At 40.4% G+C, this 20,632-nt stretch carries 19 protein-coding genes; 16 read left to right on the forward strand and 3 right to left on the reverse strand.

Going from position 1 to position 20,632, the window contains the following annotated elements:
* Nucleotides 1-35: 35 nt before the first annotated feature.
* From DXB77_RS02620 to DXB77_RS02655, 7 genes are all read left to right on the forward strand, one after another.
* On the forward strand, nt 36-338 hold the full coding sequence (locus DXB77_RS02620) for a hypothetical protein (RefSeq protein ID WP_118662586.1): 303 nt from the start codon (nt 36-38) through the stop codon (nt 336-338).
* A 153-nt stretch (nt 339-491) separates the two neighbouring features.
* Complete coding sequence (locus DXB77_RS02625; RefSeq protein WP_243100127.1) at nt 492-767, forward strand: hypothetical protein; 276 nt, start codon at nt 492-494, stop codon at nt 765-767.
* A gap of 45 nt (nt 768-812) precedes the next feature.
* Nucleotides 813-1,115 (forward strand): hypothetical protein, encoded by a 303-nt coding sequence (locus DXB77_RS02630; RefSeq protein WP_118662587.1) that lies wholly within the window; start codon nt 813-815, stop codon nt 1,113-1,115.
* A 36-nt stretch (nt 1,116-1,151) separates the two neighbouring features.
* Nucleotides 1,152-1,700 carry a hypothetical protein gene (locus DXB77_RS02635; RefSeq protein ID WP_118662634.1) on the forward strand — a complete coding sequence of 183 codons (549 nt, stop codon included), beginning with the start codon at nt 1,152-1,154 and terminating at the stop codon, nt 1,698-1,700.
* A gap of 308 nt (nt 1,701-2,008) precedes the next feature.
* Nucleotides 2,009-2,248, forward strand: coding sequence for a DUF6061 family protein (locus DXB77_RS02645; RefSeq protein WP_005604353.1), 240 nt, complete (start codon nt 2,009-2,011; stop codon nt 2,246-2,248).
* A gap of 257 nt (nt 2,249-2,505) precedes the next feature.
* Nucleotides 2,506-2,775, forward strand: coding sequence for an autorepressor SdpR family transcription factor (locus tag DXB77_RS02650; RefSeq protein WP_015519847.1), 270 nt, complete (start codon nt 2,506-2,508; stop codon nt 2,773-2,775).
* Nucleotides 2,772-3,458 carry an SdpI family protein gene (locus tag DXB77_RS02655; protein ID WP_118541220.1) on the forward strand — a complete coding sequence of 229 codons (687 nt, stop codon included), beginning with the start codon at nt 2,772-2,774 and terminating at the stop codon, nt 3,456-3,458. Before DXB77_RS02650 ends, DXB77_RS02655 begins: the two co-directional genes overlap by 4 nt.
* Nucleotides 3,459-3,543: 85 nt before the next feature.
* Here the strand turns inward: DXB77_RS02655 and DXB77_RS02660 are convergent, their stop codons facing one another.
* Complete coding sequence (locus DXB77_RS02660; protein WP_118662588.1) at nt 3,544-5,070, reverse strand: MobA/MobL family protein; 1,527 nt, start codon at nt 5,068-5,070, stop codon at nt 3,544-3,546.
* Nucleotides 5,071-5,419: 349 nt separating this feature from the next.
* Nucleotides 5,420-5,650 (reverse strand): helix-turn-helix domain-containing protein, encoded by a 231-nt coding sequence (locus tag DXB77_RS02665; protein WP_005604346.1) that lies wholly within the window; start codon nt 5,648-5,650, stop codon nt 5,420-5,422.
* Nucleotides 5,651-5,825: 175 nt separating this feature from the next.
* Here DXB77_RS02665 and DXB77_RS02670 point away from each other — a divergent pair, with 175 nt between their 5' ends.
* The 5 genes from DXB77_RS02670 to DXB77_RS02690 all read left to right on the forward strand — a co-directional run bounded on the left by DXB77_RS02670 (nt 5,826) and on the right by DXB77_RS02690 (nt 9,189).
* Nucleotides 5,826-6,446: a helix-turn-helix transcriptional regulator gene (locus DXB77_RS02670; protein WP_118541224.1), complete on the forward strand. Its 621-nt coding sequence runs from the start codon at nt 5,826-5,828 to the stop codon at nt 6,444-6,446.
* Nucleotides 6,447-6,529: 83 nt separating this feature from the next.
* Entirely contained in the window at nt 6,530-7,828 is a 1,299-nt protein-coding gene (locus DXB77_RS02675; protein WP_118327416.1) for a tyrosine-type recombinase/integrase, read from the forward strand.
* A gap of 154 nt (nt 7,829-7,982) precedes the next feature.
* Entirely contained in the window at nt 7,983-8,255 is a 273-nt protein-coding gene (locus tag DXB77_RS02680) for a GNAT family N-acetyltransferase (RefSeq protein ID WP_118662589.1), read from the forward strand.
* An 89-nt stretch (nt 8,256-8,344) separates the two neighbouring features.
* Nucleotides 8,345-8,938, forward strand: a complete 594-nt coding sequence (locus DXB77_RS02685; protein WP_008401980.1) for a DUF3267 domain-containing protein — start codon at nt 8,345-8,347, stop codon at nt 8,936-8,938.
* A gap of 92 nt (nt 8,939-9,030) precedes the next feature.
* On the forward strand, nt 9,031-9,189 hold the full coding sequence (locus DXB77_RS02690; protein WP_309295067.1) for a hypothetical protein: 159 nt from the start codon (nt 9,031-9,033) through the stop codon (nt 9,187-9,189).
* 9 nt (nt 9,190-9,198) lie between these two features.
* Here DXB77_RS02690 and DXB77_RS02695 read toward each other — a convergent pair whose 3' ends face one another.
* Complete coding sequence (locus DXB77_RS02695; RefSeq protein ID WP_347559464.1) at nt 9,199-10,035, reverse strand: AEC family transporter; 837 nt, start codon at nt 10,033-10,035, stop codon at nt 9,199-9,201.
* A 229-nt stretch (nt 10,036-10,264) separates the two neighbouring features.
* Here DXB77_RS02695 and DXB77_RS02700 point away from each other — a divergent pair, with 229 nt between their 5' ends.
* The 4 genes from DXB77_RS02700 (at nt 10,265) to DXB77_RS02715 (ending at nt 20,626) form a co-directional block, all read left to right on the forward strand.
* Nucleotides 10,265-11,974: a diguanylate cyclase gene (locus tag DXB77_RS02700; RefSeq protein ID WP_243100129.1), complete on the forward strand. Its 1,710-nt coding sequence runs from the start codon at nt 10,265-10,267 to the stop codon at nt 11,972-11,974.
* Nucleotides 11,975-12,282: 308 nt separating this feature from the next.
* Nucleotides 12,283-13,197: a YibE/F family protein gene (locus DXB77_RS02705; protein ID WP_118662592.1), complete on the forward strand. Its 915-nt coding sequence runs from the start codon at nt 12,283-12,285 to the stop codon at nt 13,195-13,197.
* A 464-nt stretch (nt 13,198-13,661) separates the two neighbouring features.
* Nucleotides 13,662-16,442 carry a glycoside hydrolase family 3 C-terminal domain-containing protein gene (locus DXB77_RS02710; protein ID WP_347559460.1) on the forward strand — a complete coding sequence of 927 codons (2,781 nt, stop codon included), beginning with the start codon at nt 13,662-13,664 and terminating at the stop codon, nt 16,440-16,442.
* On the forward strand, nt 16,433-20,626 hold the full coding sequence (locus tag DXB77_RS02715) for a VWA domain-containing protein (protein ID WP_118662594.1): 4,194 nt from the start codon (nt 16,433-16,435) through the stop codon (nt 20,624-20,626). Before DXB77_RS02710 ends, DXB77_RS02715 begins: the two co-directional genes overlap by 10 nt.
* Nucleotides 20,627-20,632: the final 6 nt, after the last annotated feature.

The following is a 20,632-nucleotide window of genomic DNA, read 5'->3' on the forward strand; positions in this document are numbered from 1 at the left end:
GTCGGATTTCAATATGAAATGCATGGGATGGAACATTGACAGACTTTATTGCCAAGTCGGATTTAAGTGCCGGTCAGAAAATTGTGTTAATTGCTTTGATAAATAGTAAGACTTTCGATTCGTTTATGGATGACTTATATGAAGAAATATCAAAAAGTCTGGCAGAGGAATTTTCCGAAGCTTATGTCGGAATGGAAAAGGATGCAAGACGTTTGGTGAACAGAGTATTTGAAGGACATTATAGTGATGAAGATTTTTGGCGGGAACATGATGTGAACGACATCTATCGTTATGATACAGTGAGTGCCTGGAATGCTTTATTTGAAGAAAATGAGTAGAACAACAGATGAGGGGTGTTATCGGGTTGCAGTTCCCTATAAAGTAAGGAGAGATTGACATGTTCAGAGAAATGAGAAGATTTAAGCAGCAGATAACAACAGAAGAATGTAAAAAGGTGTTGAAGGAGGAGAAGAGGGCATAAGGTTGATGCAATGAACCGATGCGATAAGGTTTGCTTGACTGTCTGGAATCAGGGATTCAAAAAAGAAGGTCATTGGGAATGGAATCCGACAAGCGTTGTTGTGTTTGGAAAGGTGAAGCCGGTAACAGAAAATAATATCTTTGAGGATCAATTGAGAAAGCTAGCAGCAAAATATTATCCAACTACAGATGAGATTGAGGAAGAAATGGAACGTTCTGCATTACGGACACAGTTGTTTGCCATAAAAATCGAACACATGACGGGCAAACTCGTCAACGAAAAATAACATTCAGGCAACTTCCAGTTTATCTTTTGTTTGGAGGTGTTTATTTTGAACAATGTAATCAAAAAAATATGCTTGGTAATACTAGGGATTCTGCAAGGAACGCTTGGTAGTTACTTAGCATTACTGGGGTGGGCATTTGCTTTTCCTGAAACTTCTCCCGGCACAAAAGATTATGTAGAGGATATGTCTTTTGTACCATTTGGATATTTTATTATGTTCGCATGGTTAGCCATAATGATAACCGCAATGATTCTGCTTCGAAAAAATAAGGCAAATTTTCTATCTTTTATATTACCTTGGTTCATGGGATTAGTTGCATGTTTGGTAGCAGTGTTTGTAATACTTTGATTTTAACGACTATGAAATCGGAATTTGGAGGGAAAAATTATGAAACTCGATAATTTTGTTGATATGATGACGGGACACTTTAATAACAAAGAGCAGTTTGATAAGATGAAGACAGAAGGAAAAATATATCCTTATGCAGAACACATTAATACAATCTGTAATGGAAAAATTTTGAACCTTCCTAAAGATTTTAATGGTAAATTTGTTGTTGAAGAAAGCTACTATGAGATAAATGGGAAACGCAATGCTTCCCCACATCTTTTTCTTATTACAGAGAAAGAGGATGAAATTGTATTGTATTCTTATGAAATACCTAAAGGAGAAGATAAGAGTACATTTTCATATAGTTCTATGAAAAATGTTGATTACACCGAATTGAAAAAATCCGAAAAGTTTACCCCAGCAATCTACCATGAAAAGGATGAAATCTGGGAAGGAGGCAGTACAAGCCAGTTCTCTCCGGTAATGACATTTAAGCTTTGGGAAAAGTTTTCTGACAGTTGCCTGGAAGTATCTGAAAGCATGGAAGTTAATGGAAAGAAAACTTTTGGATATGACGAGCCAATTATTTATAAGCGAGTATAACTTAATAGTGGAATATGGCGATAAATTCCAGTTTTGATTTGACTTAATTCATAACATTTATTAACTGTTATATCTTATCCTCGTGAAGTCAGCAACCCCTTGAAAATGCTAAATTTGTAGCAAGTGAGTTTGCCCTTATGCTTTCCCTTGTGTTATATCCTTTTCCCTCATGTTACGAATGCTCGCAAGGGCAAAATCAAGGGAAAGAAAATCCAGTAACAAATTATAACATGAAATGAAAATGGCAGTAAGAACGGATTGAAATGCTTTCAAAACTTTTAGAAAATTAAGGAAAGGACAGATAAGATATGAGATTGATTTATGCAAGATATAATCCGCAATGTAATAGCATAGATGTAACCACGTTTGAAAATGTAGTGCTTAGAATTGATTGCAATAAGGCAGAGGAAGGATTGAGAACTACTCCCGGCTCCCAGTGTTCGTTGAATGCTTTGGCTATTGATAATCCATTAGAATATGCAAGATTATACTTGGATGGAGAAATGCAAGTATGGGTTGATGCAGAGGATCGTTTAGATACGTGGTGATTTTGCTAATATAATATCATGATAGAGGTCTAGTACTAAAAATTCCAGAAAAATATATAGAACGTACGGTTATTCCATAATAAGAGGCAGGAATCTTAAGTTTCTAGATGTTTGAATTTTGCCTTAAGGTAAATAGAGAGGACACATTGATTTTTCAGTGTGTCCTCTCTATTTAAAAATATTTTTAAATAGTCCTTGTAAAAAGACAAAACGTATGCTAAAATCTATTTAAAGAGATTTTTAAATAGGTAAAAGATATGAGAGAAACTAACATTTTTAAAGTGTTGGCAGATAGCCAGAGAAGAGCCATTCTTATGATGTTGAGAAATGAGCGATTAAATGCCGGAGAGATTGCTGAAAAATTACAGATCACACCGGCTGCTCTTTCTTATCATTTAAAATTATTAAAAAACGCAGATTTGATATCTGAATATAAAGAGAAAAACTTTGTTTATTATGAAATCAACACTACGGTTTTCGATGAATTAATTATATGGGTTAACCAGTTTGGAGGAAAAAAAGTATGAAAAAAATAATGTGGACAGTAGCAATGATTCCAGTTGTAGTTACAAGTGTGGTACTACAGTTTATGCCTGATATTATACCTATGCATCATGACTTGGAGGGAAACACTGACAGATGGGGAAGTAAAACAGAAAGCTTTATTTTTCCGGTAATTATTTTGTTTATTACACTGTTTTGGCACTTGCTAATCTATGTGTTTGAGGAAAAATCAAAAAATGCAAATACAGAAAAGGAACAGATGGAAGCAAAATCTTCTGCAAAGGTATTATGTGTGGTAGGAATTTCGCAAGCAATCATGTTCGGGATTATGCATTATTTTATTCTTTATTCTTCTTGGATACAGGCAAATGCAGGTGGTGAACATGCGGTTATTGACATTGCAAAAGTTTCATGTATTTTGTGTGGTATTGTATTTATTGTATTAGGAAATTTTATGACAAAGGCAAAACGAAATACAGTAGTTGGACTTCGAACCGTTTGGAGTATGCACAATGATAATACATGGAGAAAGAGTAACCACTTTGGTGCAATATGTATTATTATTACGGGGTTATTAACTATTATTACAACCGCATTTACAAGTGGGATGACTGGCACAATCTTTATGCTGATTTATTTGTTAGCAGCAACGCTTGTTGCTGTAGTGTACTCAAAAAAGGTATATGATAAGGAAATAGAAAAATAATTTGTGTCTTTATGCGAGAGGGTGAAATTCCAGTCTTTTACGGAGAGATAACAAACGAAGGGAGGCAATTGCCTCCCTTCGTTTGTTATCTACTCCTTCCACGATTTGGTGGAGAATATGGTCTTGTTAACTCTCGCTCCTTTATGTCCTGTTTCTTAGATTTAAGCTTATCGTGTAGTGATTGTGGCTTCTCGCCATACTGCTGTTCCCAGTTCTTAAGGCTATCCTGATAATCCCCATAAGCTGTCTCTGCCTTATGAAATGCCTTGTAGAAGGCTTCCGCATTCGGATACCCGTATTCCTTTACGATTTGGGATAAGCGAACTTTCATTCGGGAAATACGTTCCTCCAATCCGGCTATCTCCGTTGAAAGTTCGGAACGCCTTTTTGCTTTGAAGATACCTTTGCTGTCGGACAGTTCAATTTCAAGGTCACTTCGCTGTTTCTCAAGTGCAAAAATTGCTTTATTCTGTTCCTGCAGCTTTTGATAAATCTCGCATAAGTGCTTGTAAGAAACTGCTTCCGGTGACGGCTGTGGTCTTGGCGGTATGGCAGGCTTTGGTGTATCTGCCTGCTTTCTGCTTTCTTCCGGTACAGCTTTCTGCTCCTTGAAATCTGTGTTCTCCGGTTCTGCCTCAAGCTCTTTGGAAATCACTTTGTCTGCAAGTTCCAGAGTTTTCAGTAATACTTTTGAAATAAGCAGTTCCAATACTGCAATGGCAGTACCGATAATGGAAGATAACAGATTGGGTCTGTTTCCGTAAATCCATACGGATTCAGCAATCCTATCTGTTATCCGTTCCTTTTTTATCTGCATAATCTCGGATTTGGCAACACCCGTTACAATCGCTCTGTCTACCGTCTGATTCCATAAGGTACGCTTGGCATTATCTGCTTCCATCTCTGCGGCTTTCGGATTGTTCTTGCCAATCTTCTTGGTGGCAAGATACATGCCGCCTCGTTCAAAGACCTGTAATCGCTGCTTCTCGTCCTGCACATACTGATTGATAAGATTGGTATAATCCTGCTTGACGGTATCAAGGAAATTTTCAGCCTTGAAGCGTTTATCCTTAATGGAGAAAATCTGTCTTTCGTATACCTCACCTTTGTGAATCACCTTGCACCTTTTACGGATATTTCCATCTTCATCAAGTATCTCTTTTTTGGTGCGTACATGATTTCCCTTTTCGTCATAGAACATATTGCGGGTGGCAACCTTTTCTATGGGCTGTTCCAAGAGTGTACGCTCCGAAAAAATGAGATGGATGTGATAGTTGGTTTTCCGCTTATTGTGATGCAGGGCTGCGATACAATCCGTTTCGTAAGTCTGTCTGAAATGGTCTGTAAATATCTGCAACAGTTTGTCTGGAGGATACTCCGTAAAAGATTCCGGCAGGGCTATGATCAATTCCCTTGCCTCAATACATTTCCCCTCCGTACCACTTTTTTTAAATTCTGCATGATTACATTTTGCAAGGTCACTCCAGAAAGAACGTTCTGTGGTTTCATATACTGCATACAGATTTTCCTGCTTCTTGGGGCTTGAAATATAATAAATTCTTCCCCGGACATTGTGGAGCTTCGTCATCTGAATAAATGAATTTCTTGGCATGTGCTTCCCCCTTTCTGTATCTGCCAAGTACGAAGCTACAAGAAATGAGGATGAGATACTTTCTTATATGAAGTGAGTAGGCTACATAGGTAGCCCGTCTACGAACATATCCGCCTGTCGGCGGAAGCTCCCTGCAAGGGCGAAATACACAGAGAACAAATCGAAGATTTGTGCGATGGGTGTATTTCGCTCTCAAACGCCGAGGGCTTGTATAAAAAAGTTTCTTCCCCACTTCTTAAATTTCCGGTTGTATCTTAGAGGAAGCACATGGTATAATCTATTTGCGTGTAGGTATATCATGGCTTCGGTCAGATACATACCTTAGGGATGGTCTTAGGACTGTCCCTATTTAATTTGTCACATTTCTTGTGACAGCTCTGACATTTCCTTTGTCCCTTAAGTCCCTGCCTTCATTGGCGGTCATGAACTTTTCAAGCATATCCGTTTTGATAAGGACTTTCCGTCCTACCTTCAATACCGGAAGCTTTTTCCATTCTACCAGTTTCCGCAGGGTATTTCTGCCGATACCCGTATAGTCGGCAGCTTCCTCAATGGACAGTGCAATCTTCACTTCTGTCATTAAAATACCTCCTCTTGAATTGCATAATGCAATTTTGTAACTATGCCTACTATATAACTTTTATATCTTCTTGTCAAGCGTTACGAAATTTTAAAAGCAATTATTAACTTGCATATTGCAATACTATTTTTACTGTGTTATACTTTAGCCATACCGAAAAAGGAGGCGTATCAGAATGAAAGATAAAGAATTACGCAAGTTAATCGGTAGCAGGGCAAAACAACGCAGACTGGAATTAGGTGTCAACCAGCCTTATATAGCAGAAAAGATGGGAGTTACCGCTTCCACCATACAGCGGTATGAGGCAGGAACGATTGACAACACCAAGAAGCTTGTTCTGGATGGTCTGTCGGAAGCACTTCATGTATCAGTGGAGTGGTTGAAGGGCGAGACGGAAGAAATGACAAGTGATGTTACGGATAAAAGGGAATTACAGATTCGTGATACCATGACTTCCATTCTCTCCAAATTTCCTTATGATATGAAGGCAGACGAAGCGGATTTTTCCAAAGATTTACTGCTGCTGATGTTGAAGGAATACGAATTATTCGTTGATTCCTTTCAATATGCCTGTAAGAATTTTAAAGGGAATACGGAAGATGCCACAATCGCAAAAGTAATGGGGTTTGAATCCAATCAGGAATATAATGAGATTATGTTCCTTAGGGAAATCACCCATACGGTAAATGCACTGAACGACATGGGCGACATTGTAAGGCTCTATTCCAAGAATCCCGAAACGGCAGCCGTAAGGCTTGCAAATCTTCTTTCAGAGAAAGACTCCGAACCGGTATAGATAGACAACCGGAGTTATGATATACTTACACGCAGAAAGCATTTCATCAGTTCCGATTGTCGATATCGAAAGGAGAAACGATTATGGCAAAAGGTTCTGTAAGAAAGAAAGGCAAGAAATGGTACTACCGCTTCTATGTGGAAGATGCAAGCGGTAACCTGGTACAGAAGGAATTTGCTGGTACGGAAAGCAAAAGCGAAACGGAAAAGCTGTTAAGGCAGGCAATGGAGGATTATGAAGCCAAGCGGTTTGTTGCAAAGGCTGACAACATTACTCTCGGAGAGCTGCTTGACCTGTGGGCTGAGGAAGAATTAAAGACAGGCACATTAAGTAATGGAACGGTCGGCAATTATCTTCAGGCTATTGGAAGAATCAAACAGCACCCCATTAGTAAAAGGAAGCTGAAAACAGTGACTTCAGTACACCTGCAGGAGTTTATGGATTTGCTGTCATTTGGTGGTACTGTCGGAGATTTTATTTCCAAAGGCTATTCCATTGATTATGTAAGGTCGTTTTCAGCAGTATTGCAACAGTCATTCCGGTTTGCGGTATTTCCGAAACAGTTTATTACCTTCAATCCAATGCAGTATGTGGTGATGAGGCATAAAAAGGAAGAAACGGATTTGTTTGCGGATGAAACAGCCACAGACAGAGATAAGGTTAAACCGCTTTCCTTTGAAATGTACCGGAAACTGATTGAACAGCTTGGAAAACGAAGCGGGGATGCGATTCTTCCGGTTCAGATAGCATACTTTACAGGTCTCAGACTTGGAGAGGTAGCAGGTCTGACATGGCAGGATATCAACCTTGAAGAACAGTATCTCACTGTACGCAGGAGCATCCGCTACAATGGGGCTACCCATAAGCACGAAATCGGTCCGACAAAGTGGAAAAAGATCAGGGTTGTTGACTTTGGCGATACTCTCGCAGATATTTTGAGGAATGCAAAAAAGGAACAGCACAAAAACCGTTTTCAGTATGGGGAACTCTACCAGCGGAATTTTTACAGAGAAGTAATGGAAAAGAATCGGGTGCATTACGAGTATTATCATTTGGGAATGACAGAGAATGTGCCGGAAGATTACACCGAAATCTTCTTTGTATGCTTAAGGGAGGATGGCTGTCTGGAACTTCCGGCAACCATAGAAACAGCCTGCCGGACAGCAGGAAGAAAAGTACCGGAACTTGAAGGCTTCCATTTCCACACACTGAGGCATACCTACACGACTAACCTCTTATCCAACGGGGCACAACCGAAAGATGTGCAGGAACTGTTAGGCCACTCAGACGTGAGTACCACCATGAATGTCTATGCCCATGCTACAAGGGAAGCAAAGCGGACTTCCGCAAGACTTCTTGATAAAGTGGCAGGCAACGATTAAACAACTGAATAATGAATTTTCCCTTGTAATTATCCCATAAGGGCAAAAACAAGGGAAAAGGATACATATATAGAATTTTCAATGGCGGGAAGCCTTGAAAATACGGGAAAGTTAAGAGAGTTAATAGATAAATTCCAGTTTATGAGGATAAAAGATGGAACTTAGAGAATACAAGTCAACTGACTGTGAGCAGATGGCGCAATTGTTCTACAATACGGTACATAGCGTAAATGTAAAGGATTATACAGAAGAACAGTTAAATGCATGGGCAACCGGTAGCGTAGATTTACAAGAATGGAACCACTCTTTTTTAAATCATAAAACAGTGGTTGCAGTGGAGGATGATGAGGTTGTTGGATTTGGAGACATTGATCAATCTGGCTGTCTGGCTAGGCTGTATGTCCATATAAATTATCAGGGGATGTGAATTACACTTAAAAACTATGTGATGGAGAAGAAAACTTCTAGCGGCTTTTCTGATAAAAGTTCAGGAGGTAATGAATAAAGGGATTTAATATGATAAAAATTGTGTGGTCAATAAACGATATAAATAAATATCAAACAGGAAATTTGCTGGATGGTGCAGTAAAGATAGAAACACCGCAGAGTGTTGGTGAACTGATGAAAAAAGCAGTGCCAATTGCTGTAATTTTATGTGTTATCCTTTTTATTGCTATGCTTTGTAAAACGATAATATGCAAGACCGTTGTAATCTCGCCAATATTTATTCTGGTCGGATTTGCTTTCGGTTTTTTACTGTTAATAATTCATGAGTGGTTACATGGAATTGTTTATCCTAAGGAAGCAGATGTAACAATAGGCAGAATAAAAGGAAAGGCAACATTTGTTGCATTAGCATCATATCCATTGAGGCGAGATCGGTTTATATTGATGTGCCTGTTGCCATTTGTTCTTGGGTTAGTTCCATTTATATTATTTGTAATTAGTCCTGCTGAATTTAGAGTATTAAATGGATTGAATTTTGGCATGGCATGTATGGGGATGATTTCGCCATTCCCAGATGTGTTTAATGTCCTTGTCGTTCTAAGAAATTCTGAAAAAAGCGATTTAATAATGTTCTACAAGAATGATATGTATAAGATTTCTTAAATTTTTGTTTGGAAAAATGCTTAATTATTCAAGTGAAAACATATAGCAATTAATACGGGAAAGAAAAATCGAGATTTGGAGAGGTATTGTTTATGAAGATTGAATATAGAAAAGCAGATATTACGGATGCAGAATTGCTAATAGATATTTATAATTTTGCATTTTATAGTGATTATATTAAATATGGTGAATGTCCGGCGTATGGAAAGACTAAAGAGATGATGGTCGGGGCGTGGTTAATTGGTTTTTGAGCAACTCCATTATATCACAAGCCGTGAAAACAATATGACAGCCAAAGGCATGGTTATGATACAGAACAAGGTAGTAAATACATTTAAAAGACCGGAGTATGCAGCATCTTTGTTATATACCTGAGCCATCTGGGTGATTGTTGAAGCGGATGGTGTGATGGAGGCAAGAAATACTATGAGGAGTAAAGTTCTTCCTTCTGGAATAAGGGCATATACATGACTTACATACATTATAAGCAGTAAAACAGCAGGCCAGATGACGAGCCTGATGGCAGAGAAAATGTATAGTTTTGCGTTTTTCAGGCTGTCGCGGATCGGCGAATCAGCCATCAGCATGTCAGTTACTAACATGCTGAGAGGTGCAAGCATATTTCCTATGTCTTTTACCGGTGTGAGTATGACAGATGGCAGTTTTATCTGACAGAAAAAGAGTAGGAGTCCGGCTATTATGGCTATTACATTTATATTGGTTATTATCTTTTTCCATTCCATATGTGGCTTTTCGGCGAGCATGGTGCTGCAGTGTGTCCAGAGAAATACCAGCTGTACAGACATAAATGCACATGAATACAGTACATAGTCGGTACCCAGCATAGCATTTACAAGTGGGATTATCATATTTCCCGAGTTGGAATACATGACAGTGGCACATTCAACTGTATTCCAATGCCAGAGTTTCCTTCCGATATTTATAAAAATCAATAGAAGAATATGTATAATGGTTGCAAGAACAGCGGAAAATAATAGTCCCTGCAGTTTTTCTTTTGTAAAGCCAATTTCAAATGAATTTATTATGGCGCAGGGCATCACCAGATATACCACAATGATAGACAGGATCCTGCATATTGATTACCTCTTTTCGCTCCTGTATTATAATCCCATTTTACAAAAAAAGGAATATACCACAATGGGTGGCTTGTCAAAAATAAAAGAATGCGATAGAATATGTGCAATTTACAGGAATTTGTTTAGTTGGATTTAGAACAAGGAGAGATGACAAGCTATGCATTCACAGAAAATCCATAACAAAAAACTCATATTGCCGGTTCTCATTTTCCTGGCAGGTTGTCTGGCCTTGGCAGCAGTTTTATATCATTCATACAGAACAAATTTAAAACATATGCGGGCTGTCACAGAACTTAATGCCACAACCTATGCAGAACGGTTGCAGAATGATATGAACCGTGGCGTTGCGATTACAGATACACTTGAGGAAATAGTACTCAGTGAAAATGGAAAAATTGATAATTTTCAAAAAGTTGCAGGAAATCTGATGACAGATTTTGTTCAGAGCATACAGATTGCACCTAATGGTGTTGTTACAGATATATATCCGGAGGCGGGAAATGAAGCGGGAAAGATAGATTTGATCCACGATGAAAGTCGTGGAGAGATATGCCGTTACGGGAGAGATAAAAATATAGTTACTATGCAGGGTCCGTTTGACTTAAAACAAGGAGGCCGGGGCATTGCAATCAGAAATCCCGTATATCTGGAGTGCCCGGATGGAACCTCTGCGTTCTGGGGATTCACTATTGTAATTATCCGTATTCCGGAGGTATTTGAGAAATCGGTTCAGTCACTTACCCAATTTGGTTATGATTACTGTCTGACAAAGACAGTTTCTCCTTTGTCGGATGATACAGAGGTGGTATCGGCATCAGGTAATATTTTGAAGGAGCCGATTACATTTGAGTTTGAATTTTGTGGCAGCACATTTGGCTTAGAGGTAATGCCAACTGATGGTTGGAAACACGGATGGAACATACTTCCGCAGCTCGTTTTTGGAATTTGTATTATTTTGCTTTTAACGGGATTAACGGTGATCGTTCTTGTGGTTGAGAGACATCGTGAGATATTAAAAAAAATGGCGATAACAGATCCGTTAACCGGTCTTTTGAACCGCAAAGGTTTTGATGAGCAGCTTGAAAAGGTGATACAGGACGGTCATTGTATTCATTGTGTGGGCGCACAGATGGATATTGATGATTTTAAATTTATAAATGACATGTATGGACACGTCGTTGGTGATACCGCACTGAAAAGTCTTGCACAGGACATGAAAGATAATTTTGGTGTAAATGCCATTCTATGCAGAAATGGCGGCGATGAGTTTTCTGTTATCTTGATTGGAACAACAGAGGAAGAGGCAAAGAGTATAATAGAGAGTTTTACCCTTAAGCCAAGGTATATAACATATAATGGTGAAGAGCATCCTTTTTATATTTCTCTTGGGTACGCAGAATATCCGAAGGACTGTGACGATGTTTTGGAGCTTATCAGATGCGCAGATATGGCACTTTATGCGGTAAAACTACATGGGAAGCATAGTTGCAGTCCTTATCGCAGTGATTATAAGATACAGCACAGAAGTCAGCTTGGGTTTGCACTTCAGGATGTGTCAAAAAATCTTCCGGGAGCTTTCCTGATATATATAGCTGATCCGGAGGATGATCGTATTTTATTTGCAAATCGTGAATTGATAGAATTTGCAGGTTGCAAGGATTTTGATGATTTTCTGGATTATACCGGGCAGCGGTTCAAGAATCTTATTCACCCGGATGAACGGGATTCTGTGGAGACCAGTATCTGGAAACAGATTGATGCAAAGACCAGTGGAAATAATGATTATGTAAGATTCCATTTTGCAAAAAAAGATGGATCCTACCGCCCTGTTCTTGATCATGGAAGAATTGTAGAAAGCCGTTACTATGGAAATGTGTTCTATGTTCTTATCATGGACTGTGCTTTGATTGAATCTTTTTATGATGGCTTTTCCAGATAGAGTAAGTCATCAGCAGAAACAGTTATTGGAGAACTGATTTTCTCATGAAGATACAGGTATATCCTATGTGATATATGAGATATAGAAAACAATACAATATAAAAATAATTATCAGGCAGGCAGTCTTATAACGAGACTGCCTGTTTTTTCGTGAATTTTACAAAAGAAATATACAACTCTTGCAATCTTTACGGAAGTGTGATAGCAGGCACATGCAGGCATATCTATAATAAATACAGAAATGAAGTGAGACCACCTCAAGGAGCAGGCAGGTTCGCCTCATATGTATAAGGAGCAGGCAGCCGGAAATGAAAGAGACAGAGAAAAAAGACAAAACGATAAGGAAAACGGATGAAAAAGCAGGTGGGCATCTTGTTTTATTTGTGAGAAGAAACGCAGTATATATCGGGGTTTTCCTGATCGGAGCAGCCTTTCTTCTGGCGGCAGGTTCATTTGACTGGGATCGGATCAACAGCTATACAATGTACAACAACGACAGCAGGACATTCGTAAGAGGGCGGGTAGTATCTGTCGATAATGAACGGCTGGAGACAGATCCATATGATCATTCCAGATATCTTGGGGAACAGGAGCTTACAGTTCTGATTCTGGATGGGGAGCAGAAAGGCGACAAAGTATCGATTGATAATTATTTGTCACAGACACATAACATCTATGTAAACGCGAATCAGAAAATAATCGTATGTGCAGATATGCCGGAGGAAGCAGCTCCCTACTACACAGTATTCAATTATGACAGGTGCCTGCCACTTGGCATCCTTGTGGTGGTATTTGCCGCGGTAATGTTGTTTGTGGGAAAAGGAAAAGGCTTACGGGCATTAGCCGGTGTCGTTTTTACGCTTCTTCTGGTAGTACTGTTTATGGTTCAGGCGATCTACCACGGATTTCCTCCTGTGATTGTCTCAATCCTGACTATATTAACAGGAACAGCAGTCAGCCTGTTGTTGTTAAATGGCTGCAGCAGACGGACGGCTGTATCCGCACTTTCTACTGTACTTGGAGTCGCAGTAACAGGAATTATTTTTTACATAAGTTCAAAAACCTTACATCTTACAGGATTTAACAGTGACAATGCGGAAGAACTGCTGGTCATTCAGGGAGCGACAGGACTTTCGGTTCGATCACTTCTGATCGCAGGCGTGCTGGTATCTTCCCTTGGAGCAGGCTGTGTATTTGCAAAGAGCAGAAAGAATAAACAGTAAGTGTCAGTTATACAGAAAAATATAAGAATCCCGTTTGGCGTATGCCAGGCGGGATTCTTGTGGTATAATAAACATAAAATTACTTGCTTGTATATTTTGAGAGGGAGGTATGTATGATGTGTTATACAATTGAAGAAATCAAAGATAAAACAATACCAATTGCAAAGAAACATGGCATGTATTGTAAGAATGGGTGAAATAAGATACAGAAAAAGACTGTTGTTTGAATAATTCAAATAACAGTTTTTTTCGATTTTAAAACAGTCGGGAAAATGATGAGAATGTCGTATTTTTTATATTGTAAAAATAGAATTCATACTATCATACATTCATAAATTGAAGAACGAAATCATAATTTCTGTCAAAAAGAATGAGACAGAAAATACATATGCAGAGAGCCGGAAAACAGCTGCATAAGGAAGATAAAACAAACGGATAAAATCAGGAAAAGGAGTATGATGGATATGAAGAATCAGGTAGTATTGGATTGGAATCAGTATGTAGCACTTGCAAGACAGACAGTAGCAGAAGGTTGTGTTCTGCTTGAGAATAAAGATCAGGCACTTCCGCTTGTAAAAGATGAGAAGGTGGCAGTATTTGGAAGAATCCAGAATCACTATTATAAGAGCGGAACCGGTTCAGGAGGAATGGTAAATGTATCAAAGGTCTATGGAATCGTAGATGGTCTGCGTGAGAGTGGTCAGGTCATTCTGGATGAGGAGCTGATCAGGATCTATCAGGACTGGGAAGAGACACATCCATTTAACGAAGGCGAAGGCTGGGGAAATGAACCATGGTGTCAGGAAGAAATGGAGCTGACCGATGAGGTTGTGGAAGCAGCCGGTAAGAGATCAGAGACAGCTATCGTGATCATCGGACGTACAGCAGGCGAGGATAAAGATGCAAGTGATACCAAGGGTTCTTATCAGCTTACAGATGTGGAAGAAGACCTGCTCACAAAAGTAAGAAAGAACTTTGATAAGATGATCGTTTTATTAAATGTCGGTGGTCTGCTCGATATGAGTTTTACAGACCGTTACCAGCCGGAAGCTGTTATGTATGTATGGCAGGGCGGCATGGTTGGCGGACTTGGAACAGCAGATGTATTAACAGGAGCAGTTTCACCATCCGGTCATCTGACAGACACGATCGCATATAAAGTTGCTGATTATCCTTCTACACCATATTTTGGTGATCCGGATAAGAATTATTACAGTGAAGATATCTATGTCGGATATCGTTATTTTGAGACTTTCGCAAAGGATAGCGTCAGATATCCGTTTGGATATGGCCTGTCCTATACAACATTTGAAAAGTCAGTCGTTGTATTTGCAAATGAGCCGGAGAAACAGCAGTTTACACTTCATGTAACTGTTTCAAATGTCGGTTTAAAGAAAGGAAAAGATGTTGTTCAGATCTATGCGGAAGCTCCGCAGGGTAAGCTTGGAAAAGCAGATAAGGTTCTTGTCGGATTTGCAAAGACGAAGGAGCTTGCACCGGGTGAATCCGAAGAAGTAGAGATCACTGTTCCATACAGCCGCTTTGCATCCTATGACGACTCCGGTATTACAGGACATGCTTATGCATTTGTATTAGAAGCAGGCACATATCATGTATTTGCCGGCGAAAATGTCAGAAGTGCAGAATGTGCAGGCGCGTTTGAGCTTGCAGATGGTCTTGTGATCGAACAGCTTTGCTCTGCACTTGCTCCGGTAGAAGCGTTTGACAGAATGAAGGCAGCAGAGACAGAGAACGGATATCAGGTCATGATGGAAGCAGCACCACATCATGCATCAAACGAGAAGCAGAGAAGACAGGATCATCTTCCGCAGGAGATCCGTCAGACGATGGGTATGCATACATTATCCGATGTGGCAGATGGTTCGATCGGAATGGATAAATTTATTTCAGAATTGACAGACGATGACCTTACTTGTATCATTCGAGGAGAAGGCATGGGAAGTTCACTTGTAACACCGGGAACGGCAGCAGCATTTGGAGGTGTATCTAAGTCGCTGATCAACCGTCATGGAATCCCTTCTGTATGCTGCAGTGATGGACCGTCCGGTATGCGGTTAGATTGTGGTGTGAAAGCATTCAGCCTGCCAAATGGAACGATCATCGGATGTACATTTAATACGGAGCTTGTAAAAGAGCTTTATACCTGTACCGGTTATGAGATGATCGCACAGAAGGTGGATTGTTTACTTGGACCTGGTATGAATATTCACCGTCATCCGTTAAATGGAAGAAACTTTGAATATTTCTCAGAAGATCCATATGTGACAGGATGCTTTGCCGGTGCGATGTTAGAAGGTCTGCATGCAGCAGGTGTAACAGGGGCAGCCAAGCATTTCTGTGCAAATAATCAGGAGATGAGACGACATTTTGCAGATCCTATTGTATCAGAACGTGCACTTCGGGAGATCTATCTGAAAGGTTTTGAGATGATCGTAAGAAGCGGTGTCTGCGATGCGATCATGACGACATACGGACCGGTAAACGGAGTATGGACAGCCGGAAATTATGATCTCTGTACGACAATCCTCAGAGAAGAATGGGGATTTAAAGGTATCGTTATGACTGACTGGTGGGCATCCATCAATGAGCGTGGACAGGAGCCGGATAAGATTAATTTTGCGGCAATGGCACGTGCGCAGAATGATATCTATATGGTATGTCCGGATGGATCAACAAATGCCAGCGGAGACAATACAGCCGCAGCACTCGTAGATGGACGACTGAAGCGTGCGGAGCTTCAGAGAAATGCAGCGAACATCTGTGGCTTTGTACTCGATACAGAAGCAATGCGAAGAGCAATGGGCTGCCCGACAGAGGTATCGATCATCAATCGTCCGGCGGAACCGGATGATGTTGATCTGTCAGAGGTTGAATTTGTCAGATTAGATGGCGACTATGAATTACGACTTGATACCAAGGAGTCGAAGGCCGGTGTAAATTATGTTCTTCCATTTGATGTACAGAAAAAAGGAATTTATGAGATTGAACTGATCGGAAGCTCCGATCTTTCAGAACTTGCCCAAATGCCATGTACGTTGTATTATACCAATATACCGATCCTCAGTTTCACATTCCATGGAACAAATGGGGAAGACATGGTTATCAAAAAAGAATTTGATCTGCATACCAGATTTTCAGTTATGCGTCTGAATGTCGGTAAAAATGGTCTTCATTTAAAACAGATCCGATTCAGATATTTAAGGGAGGGCAAAATTTGGAATTAAATATTTTACTGAAGATAGCAATTATCTTTCTGTTTTTTACAGCCGTTGATATATGCGGACATTTCATCTTTAAGACAAAGAGAAATGTCCCGGAATGGCTGCTCACGATAGGGGTAGTTCTGGCTTTTGCCGGGACTACCTTTCTTGGCGTACGCAGTTATTTCGATGATACAGATACAAATGAGCAGGGTATCTATATGGCATATTGCTATATAATGGATGGCAATTCAGACCAGGCAGTCCGGATTCTGAATGATATATCAGGCAGTTCGGAGGAAAAAGAGGTGCTTGGTGCAGCCTGTGATACGATGAATGGCGATTATATCAATGGGTATTTCAAAACCCAGGAGCTATTAGAACGAAAAGGGATCAGCAAGGCTGGCAAAACCTGCCTGACGAAGCTTGATACTTATTGCTCCGAAAAGCTTGGTATGACAGATGGTGGAACAGAGGCATATACGGATTATGAAGCATATCTTTCGGATCTGGAAAAGCAAGGTGCGGTGGAGAAAGCTACATATAAAAGCGGATCCGATGATGTACAGGAAAAGAAGACGGCAGGACAGGAGTTTTTTTCTGCTTTAGAAGAGTATGTGGATGAACGGCATTTCACCAGAAAAGAAAAGCGCAAATATGAAAAGGCGTATGAGCTTGACAACAAGATCCATGGAGTGGCTGTTTCGGAGCTTACAGAGGATGATATCAAGGACCTGAAACATACCTATGGAGAAACAGAGGAGATCCTTCGCAGGGAGGTCAGCTTTTATGTTTATCAACAGGATTATGATAAGGCGAAGGAAAAAGCATCGGAATTGAACCGACAATTTAAAAGTCCGGAGAATACGGTTATTTATACGGATGTGATCGCCGAAGAGGTTTACCGTAACAACATGGATAAAAACTATACAGAGGCTTCCTTTGATATGAAGGATGAGGAGATCAGAAAGCTGGTGAAACAGGCAGAACGTACGAAGGAAAAAGCACAGAAGCTGATTGATGAAGAGGGCTATGAAGGAAAGCATGCGGATGAGATCAATGAATTATTAGAAGAGGCAGATGAAAGTTACAAGGAAGCATGTAATGTTCCGATCAAGCGTGCGGCAAATTATATTCTGGTACAGATACCACGACATGGCGATGATACCGGCTTTTATGAACTGCAGCTGTCGAAGCTGTACCTTGCAATGGATGACCGGGATACTGCAAATGAACATCTGCATCAGATAATTGATAATAGTGCAGCGATCAGCGATCAGTCCTCTTTGAAGGATTCGATCGATGAGGTTGTTACCCAGTATAATCAGATATCCAATGATGCATACAATCCGGAGCTGAATGCAGCTGTGACTGATCTGGTGGACAAACAGAGTGCACAGGTTGTTCCGGTGTCAGAGGATACCATTAATGGTTCATTTAATTCTTATGTATCAACGACTTTGAAATATGACAGGATCAGTATTCATATCAGCCGGATCGATACAACAGATTATCCTGCTATCCGTGCTTACATCAATATTAACGGAACAAAGGATTCCAAGGAAGAGCTGGCAGACCAGTTTACAAAGGAAGACTTTTCAGTGATCGATACACAGTATGAGATAACAGATTTTACCTTACATAGTGGTGCGGAGAGTGAAGGAGCAAGCATCGGTATTGTCATGGATAAGAGTGGAAGCATGGAGGGAGCAGCGCTTGAAAATGCAAAACAGGCAGCGGCAGAAGCAGTCGATCATATAACAGCAGAAAAGATGATGATCATTTCCTATGATAATGAAGCATATCTGGAACAGACCCTGACATCAAAAAGCGGAACCCTGAAGAATTCTATTAATAATATATCAAGTGGTGGTGGAACCAATATTTCGGCTGGTTTAAATCTTGCACTGGATAATCTGGAAAGCGCGAATGGAAGCCGGGCTGTGATCCTGATGTCCGATGGACAGGACGGCGGTTCGGAGGAGGATATGCAGGCGGCAGTTGATCGCGCGGTAGAGCTTGGCATCAGTGTATATACGGTTGGATTTGGTGAGTGTGATGATGCCTATATGCAGGCGATCGCAGAATACACAGGTGGAAAATTTGTAAAGGCAGAGGCATCCACGGAGCTGTCGGATATTTATCTGTATCTGCAGAAATATATTGTCAATAATTACAGCATTGAATATACTGTGACCAGAAATCCGGAAGCAGATCCAAGATTTCTGACGGTTGATATTGCAGAATATAATGCATCAGAGACCAAGGATTATTATATAAATGAAGAAAACAGACCGGAAGATCTGGGGCAGGATGATCTGATCCGGAAGGTAGACGAGAATACACTTGGCATATCATCCGTCACACCGGGGAATGCATCGGAAAAGGATGTAAAGGCAGGTATAACCGTTACCGTAAATGGAGGTGGATTTGCTGATATTGAAAGTGTATTTATCGGAAATACAGCTTTGACGGATATACAGGTAACAGATAGAACAAGTCTGACTGGCGTACTGACCGGAGAACTCACCGCAGGCATTTACGATGTAAAGGTAAGAACAACCGATGGAAGAGTTGTAACCGGAAGTGCTGCTTTCAAGGTATTTAAGGCAGGAACCTCAGAGTCTGTAAGAATAGGAGATATGACGATCACAGCAGATTCGATCGGACAGGTGGCAGATGACAGGCTGGTAGCCAGTGGTAATGTTATGATCAATGGTTTTATGCATTGCTCAGGTGATATGGAGATGATCGTGGCAGATATGGATCCGGAGCTGGAGCTTGTGTCCGGCAAGACGATAAAGGCAGGAGATTCCGGTACAATTCAGGGTGATGGCAAGCTTTATGTCAGTTATACAGAAATGCAGGAAAAAAGCAGCAGATTTGCGGATCTTGTCATGAATGGCAGGGATTATATTGTTGCAGAGTCAGGCTTTTATGCAACGATAGATGAGGAGAAGACATCCTTTGATCAGAACCTTTCAAACATGAATATATCGATCCCATTTATCATGGATATCAAGGCGGCGGAAGTAAAATTATACAGTAACCGCTTGCAGATCGACATTGATTCGATCCGGGTGGATAAAATGATAAAATCAGGAATTAAGTCACTAAAGCATGAAACCGGTGCCAACAAATACAAAAAGACAGAAAAACCACAGGAAAGAGCCAGCTTAAAGGAATTTGGCGTTTCCGATTTCTTTAAGGGCTTTGATATTTCGGCTTCAGTAGCAGTTACAGCAGATGGACTGGAGTTTGGTGGAGAACTGACTTTGTCTCCGGATGATAAGATCAGCTTTGGAATATTTGGAATAAATGAAATGTCGGTCAAGCTGAATTCGCTGGATCCGGAGCATGAATACTGGAAAATTGGCGGTAAGATTGATTTTTCAACATCAATAGGTGCATTTGGTAATACCGGAATTTCCGGCTTTGATGGATATCTGTCATCCTATTACTGGATTCCGGATACAGTTAAGCTTGATGCAAATCTGCGGCCGGGACCAAGAGTCTGCGAGATAATGGAGATCAATAAGGTAGGCGGAGAATTACAGGGTATGAGCACATTGCTGATCGGACTATATGATTCTCTCGTATCTGAAGAGACAAAGAAGATCCTAAATGCCGGAATCGATCAGACGTTATATGATAAGGATATTAAGCTGATCGGAACTGTTGAGGCAGAGGCGGATCTGTTCGGATGCTTTGGCGACGAGAATACCGGAAATCAGTGGATGAAAAAGTTCAGGCAATGGGGCGAGATCGGAAATGCAAAGGGACAGGTTGAGATCAATTTCAGCGAGCCGGAGTTTGCTGTTTCAGCAGAAATGTCATTGCTTGGTGCTGAAAAAGCAAAGGCAGGAGCCAAGATCAACAAGGATGGACTTGATATATCAGCGGCACTCGAGCTTGGAATTTCTGGTTTTGGCTGCGAGGTAAAAGGAAGTGCAGCAGCAAATCTTGGAGGAAACTTCACGGAGCGATATATTAAGATTGGAGTAAATGGAAATGTAGATATGGCGCCGGTGGATGTCCATGCAAAGGGTGACTGCAAGCTCACGATTGATTGGGACAGAGAGTTCAGTAAAGCTAAGGTAACATTAAATTATAAGGCGAATAACGGAAAACAACAGGAAAAATCTATATGGTATGATGAAGATGGAGGTCTGTTCCTGTGGGATAAGATCAGTACATCATCTAATTAAGGGGGC

It is taken from the genome of Clostridium sp. OM05-9 (assembly GCF_003481465.1).
Taxonomy (GTDB): domain Bacteria; phylum Bacillota; class Clostridia; order Lachnospirales; family Lachnospiraceae; genus Coprococcus; species Coprococcus ammoniilyticus.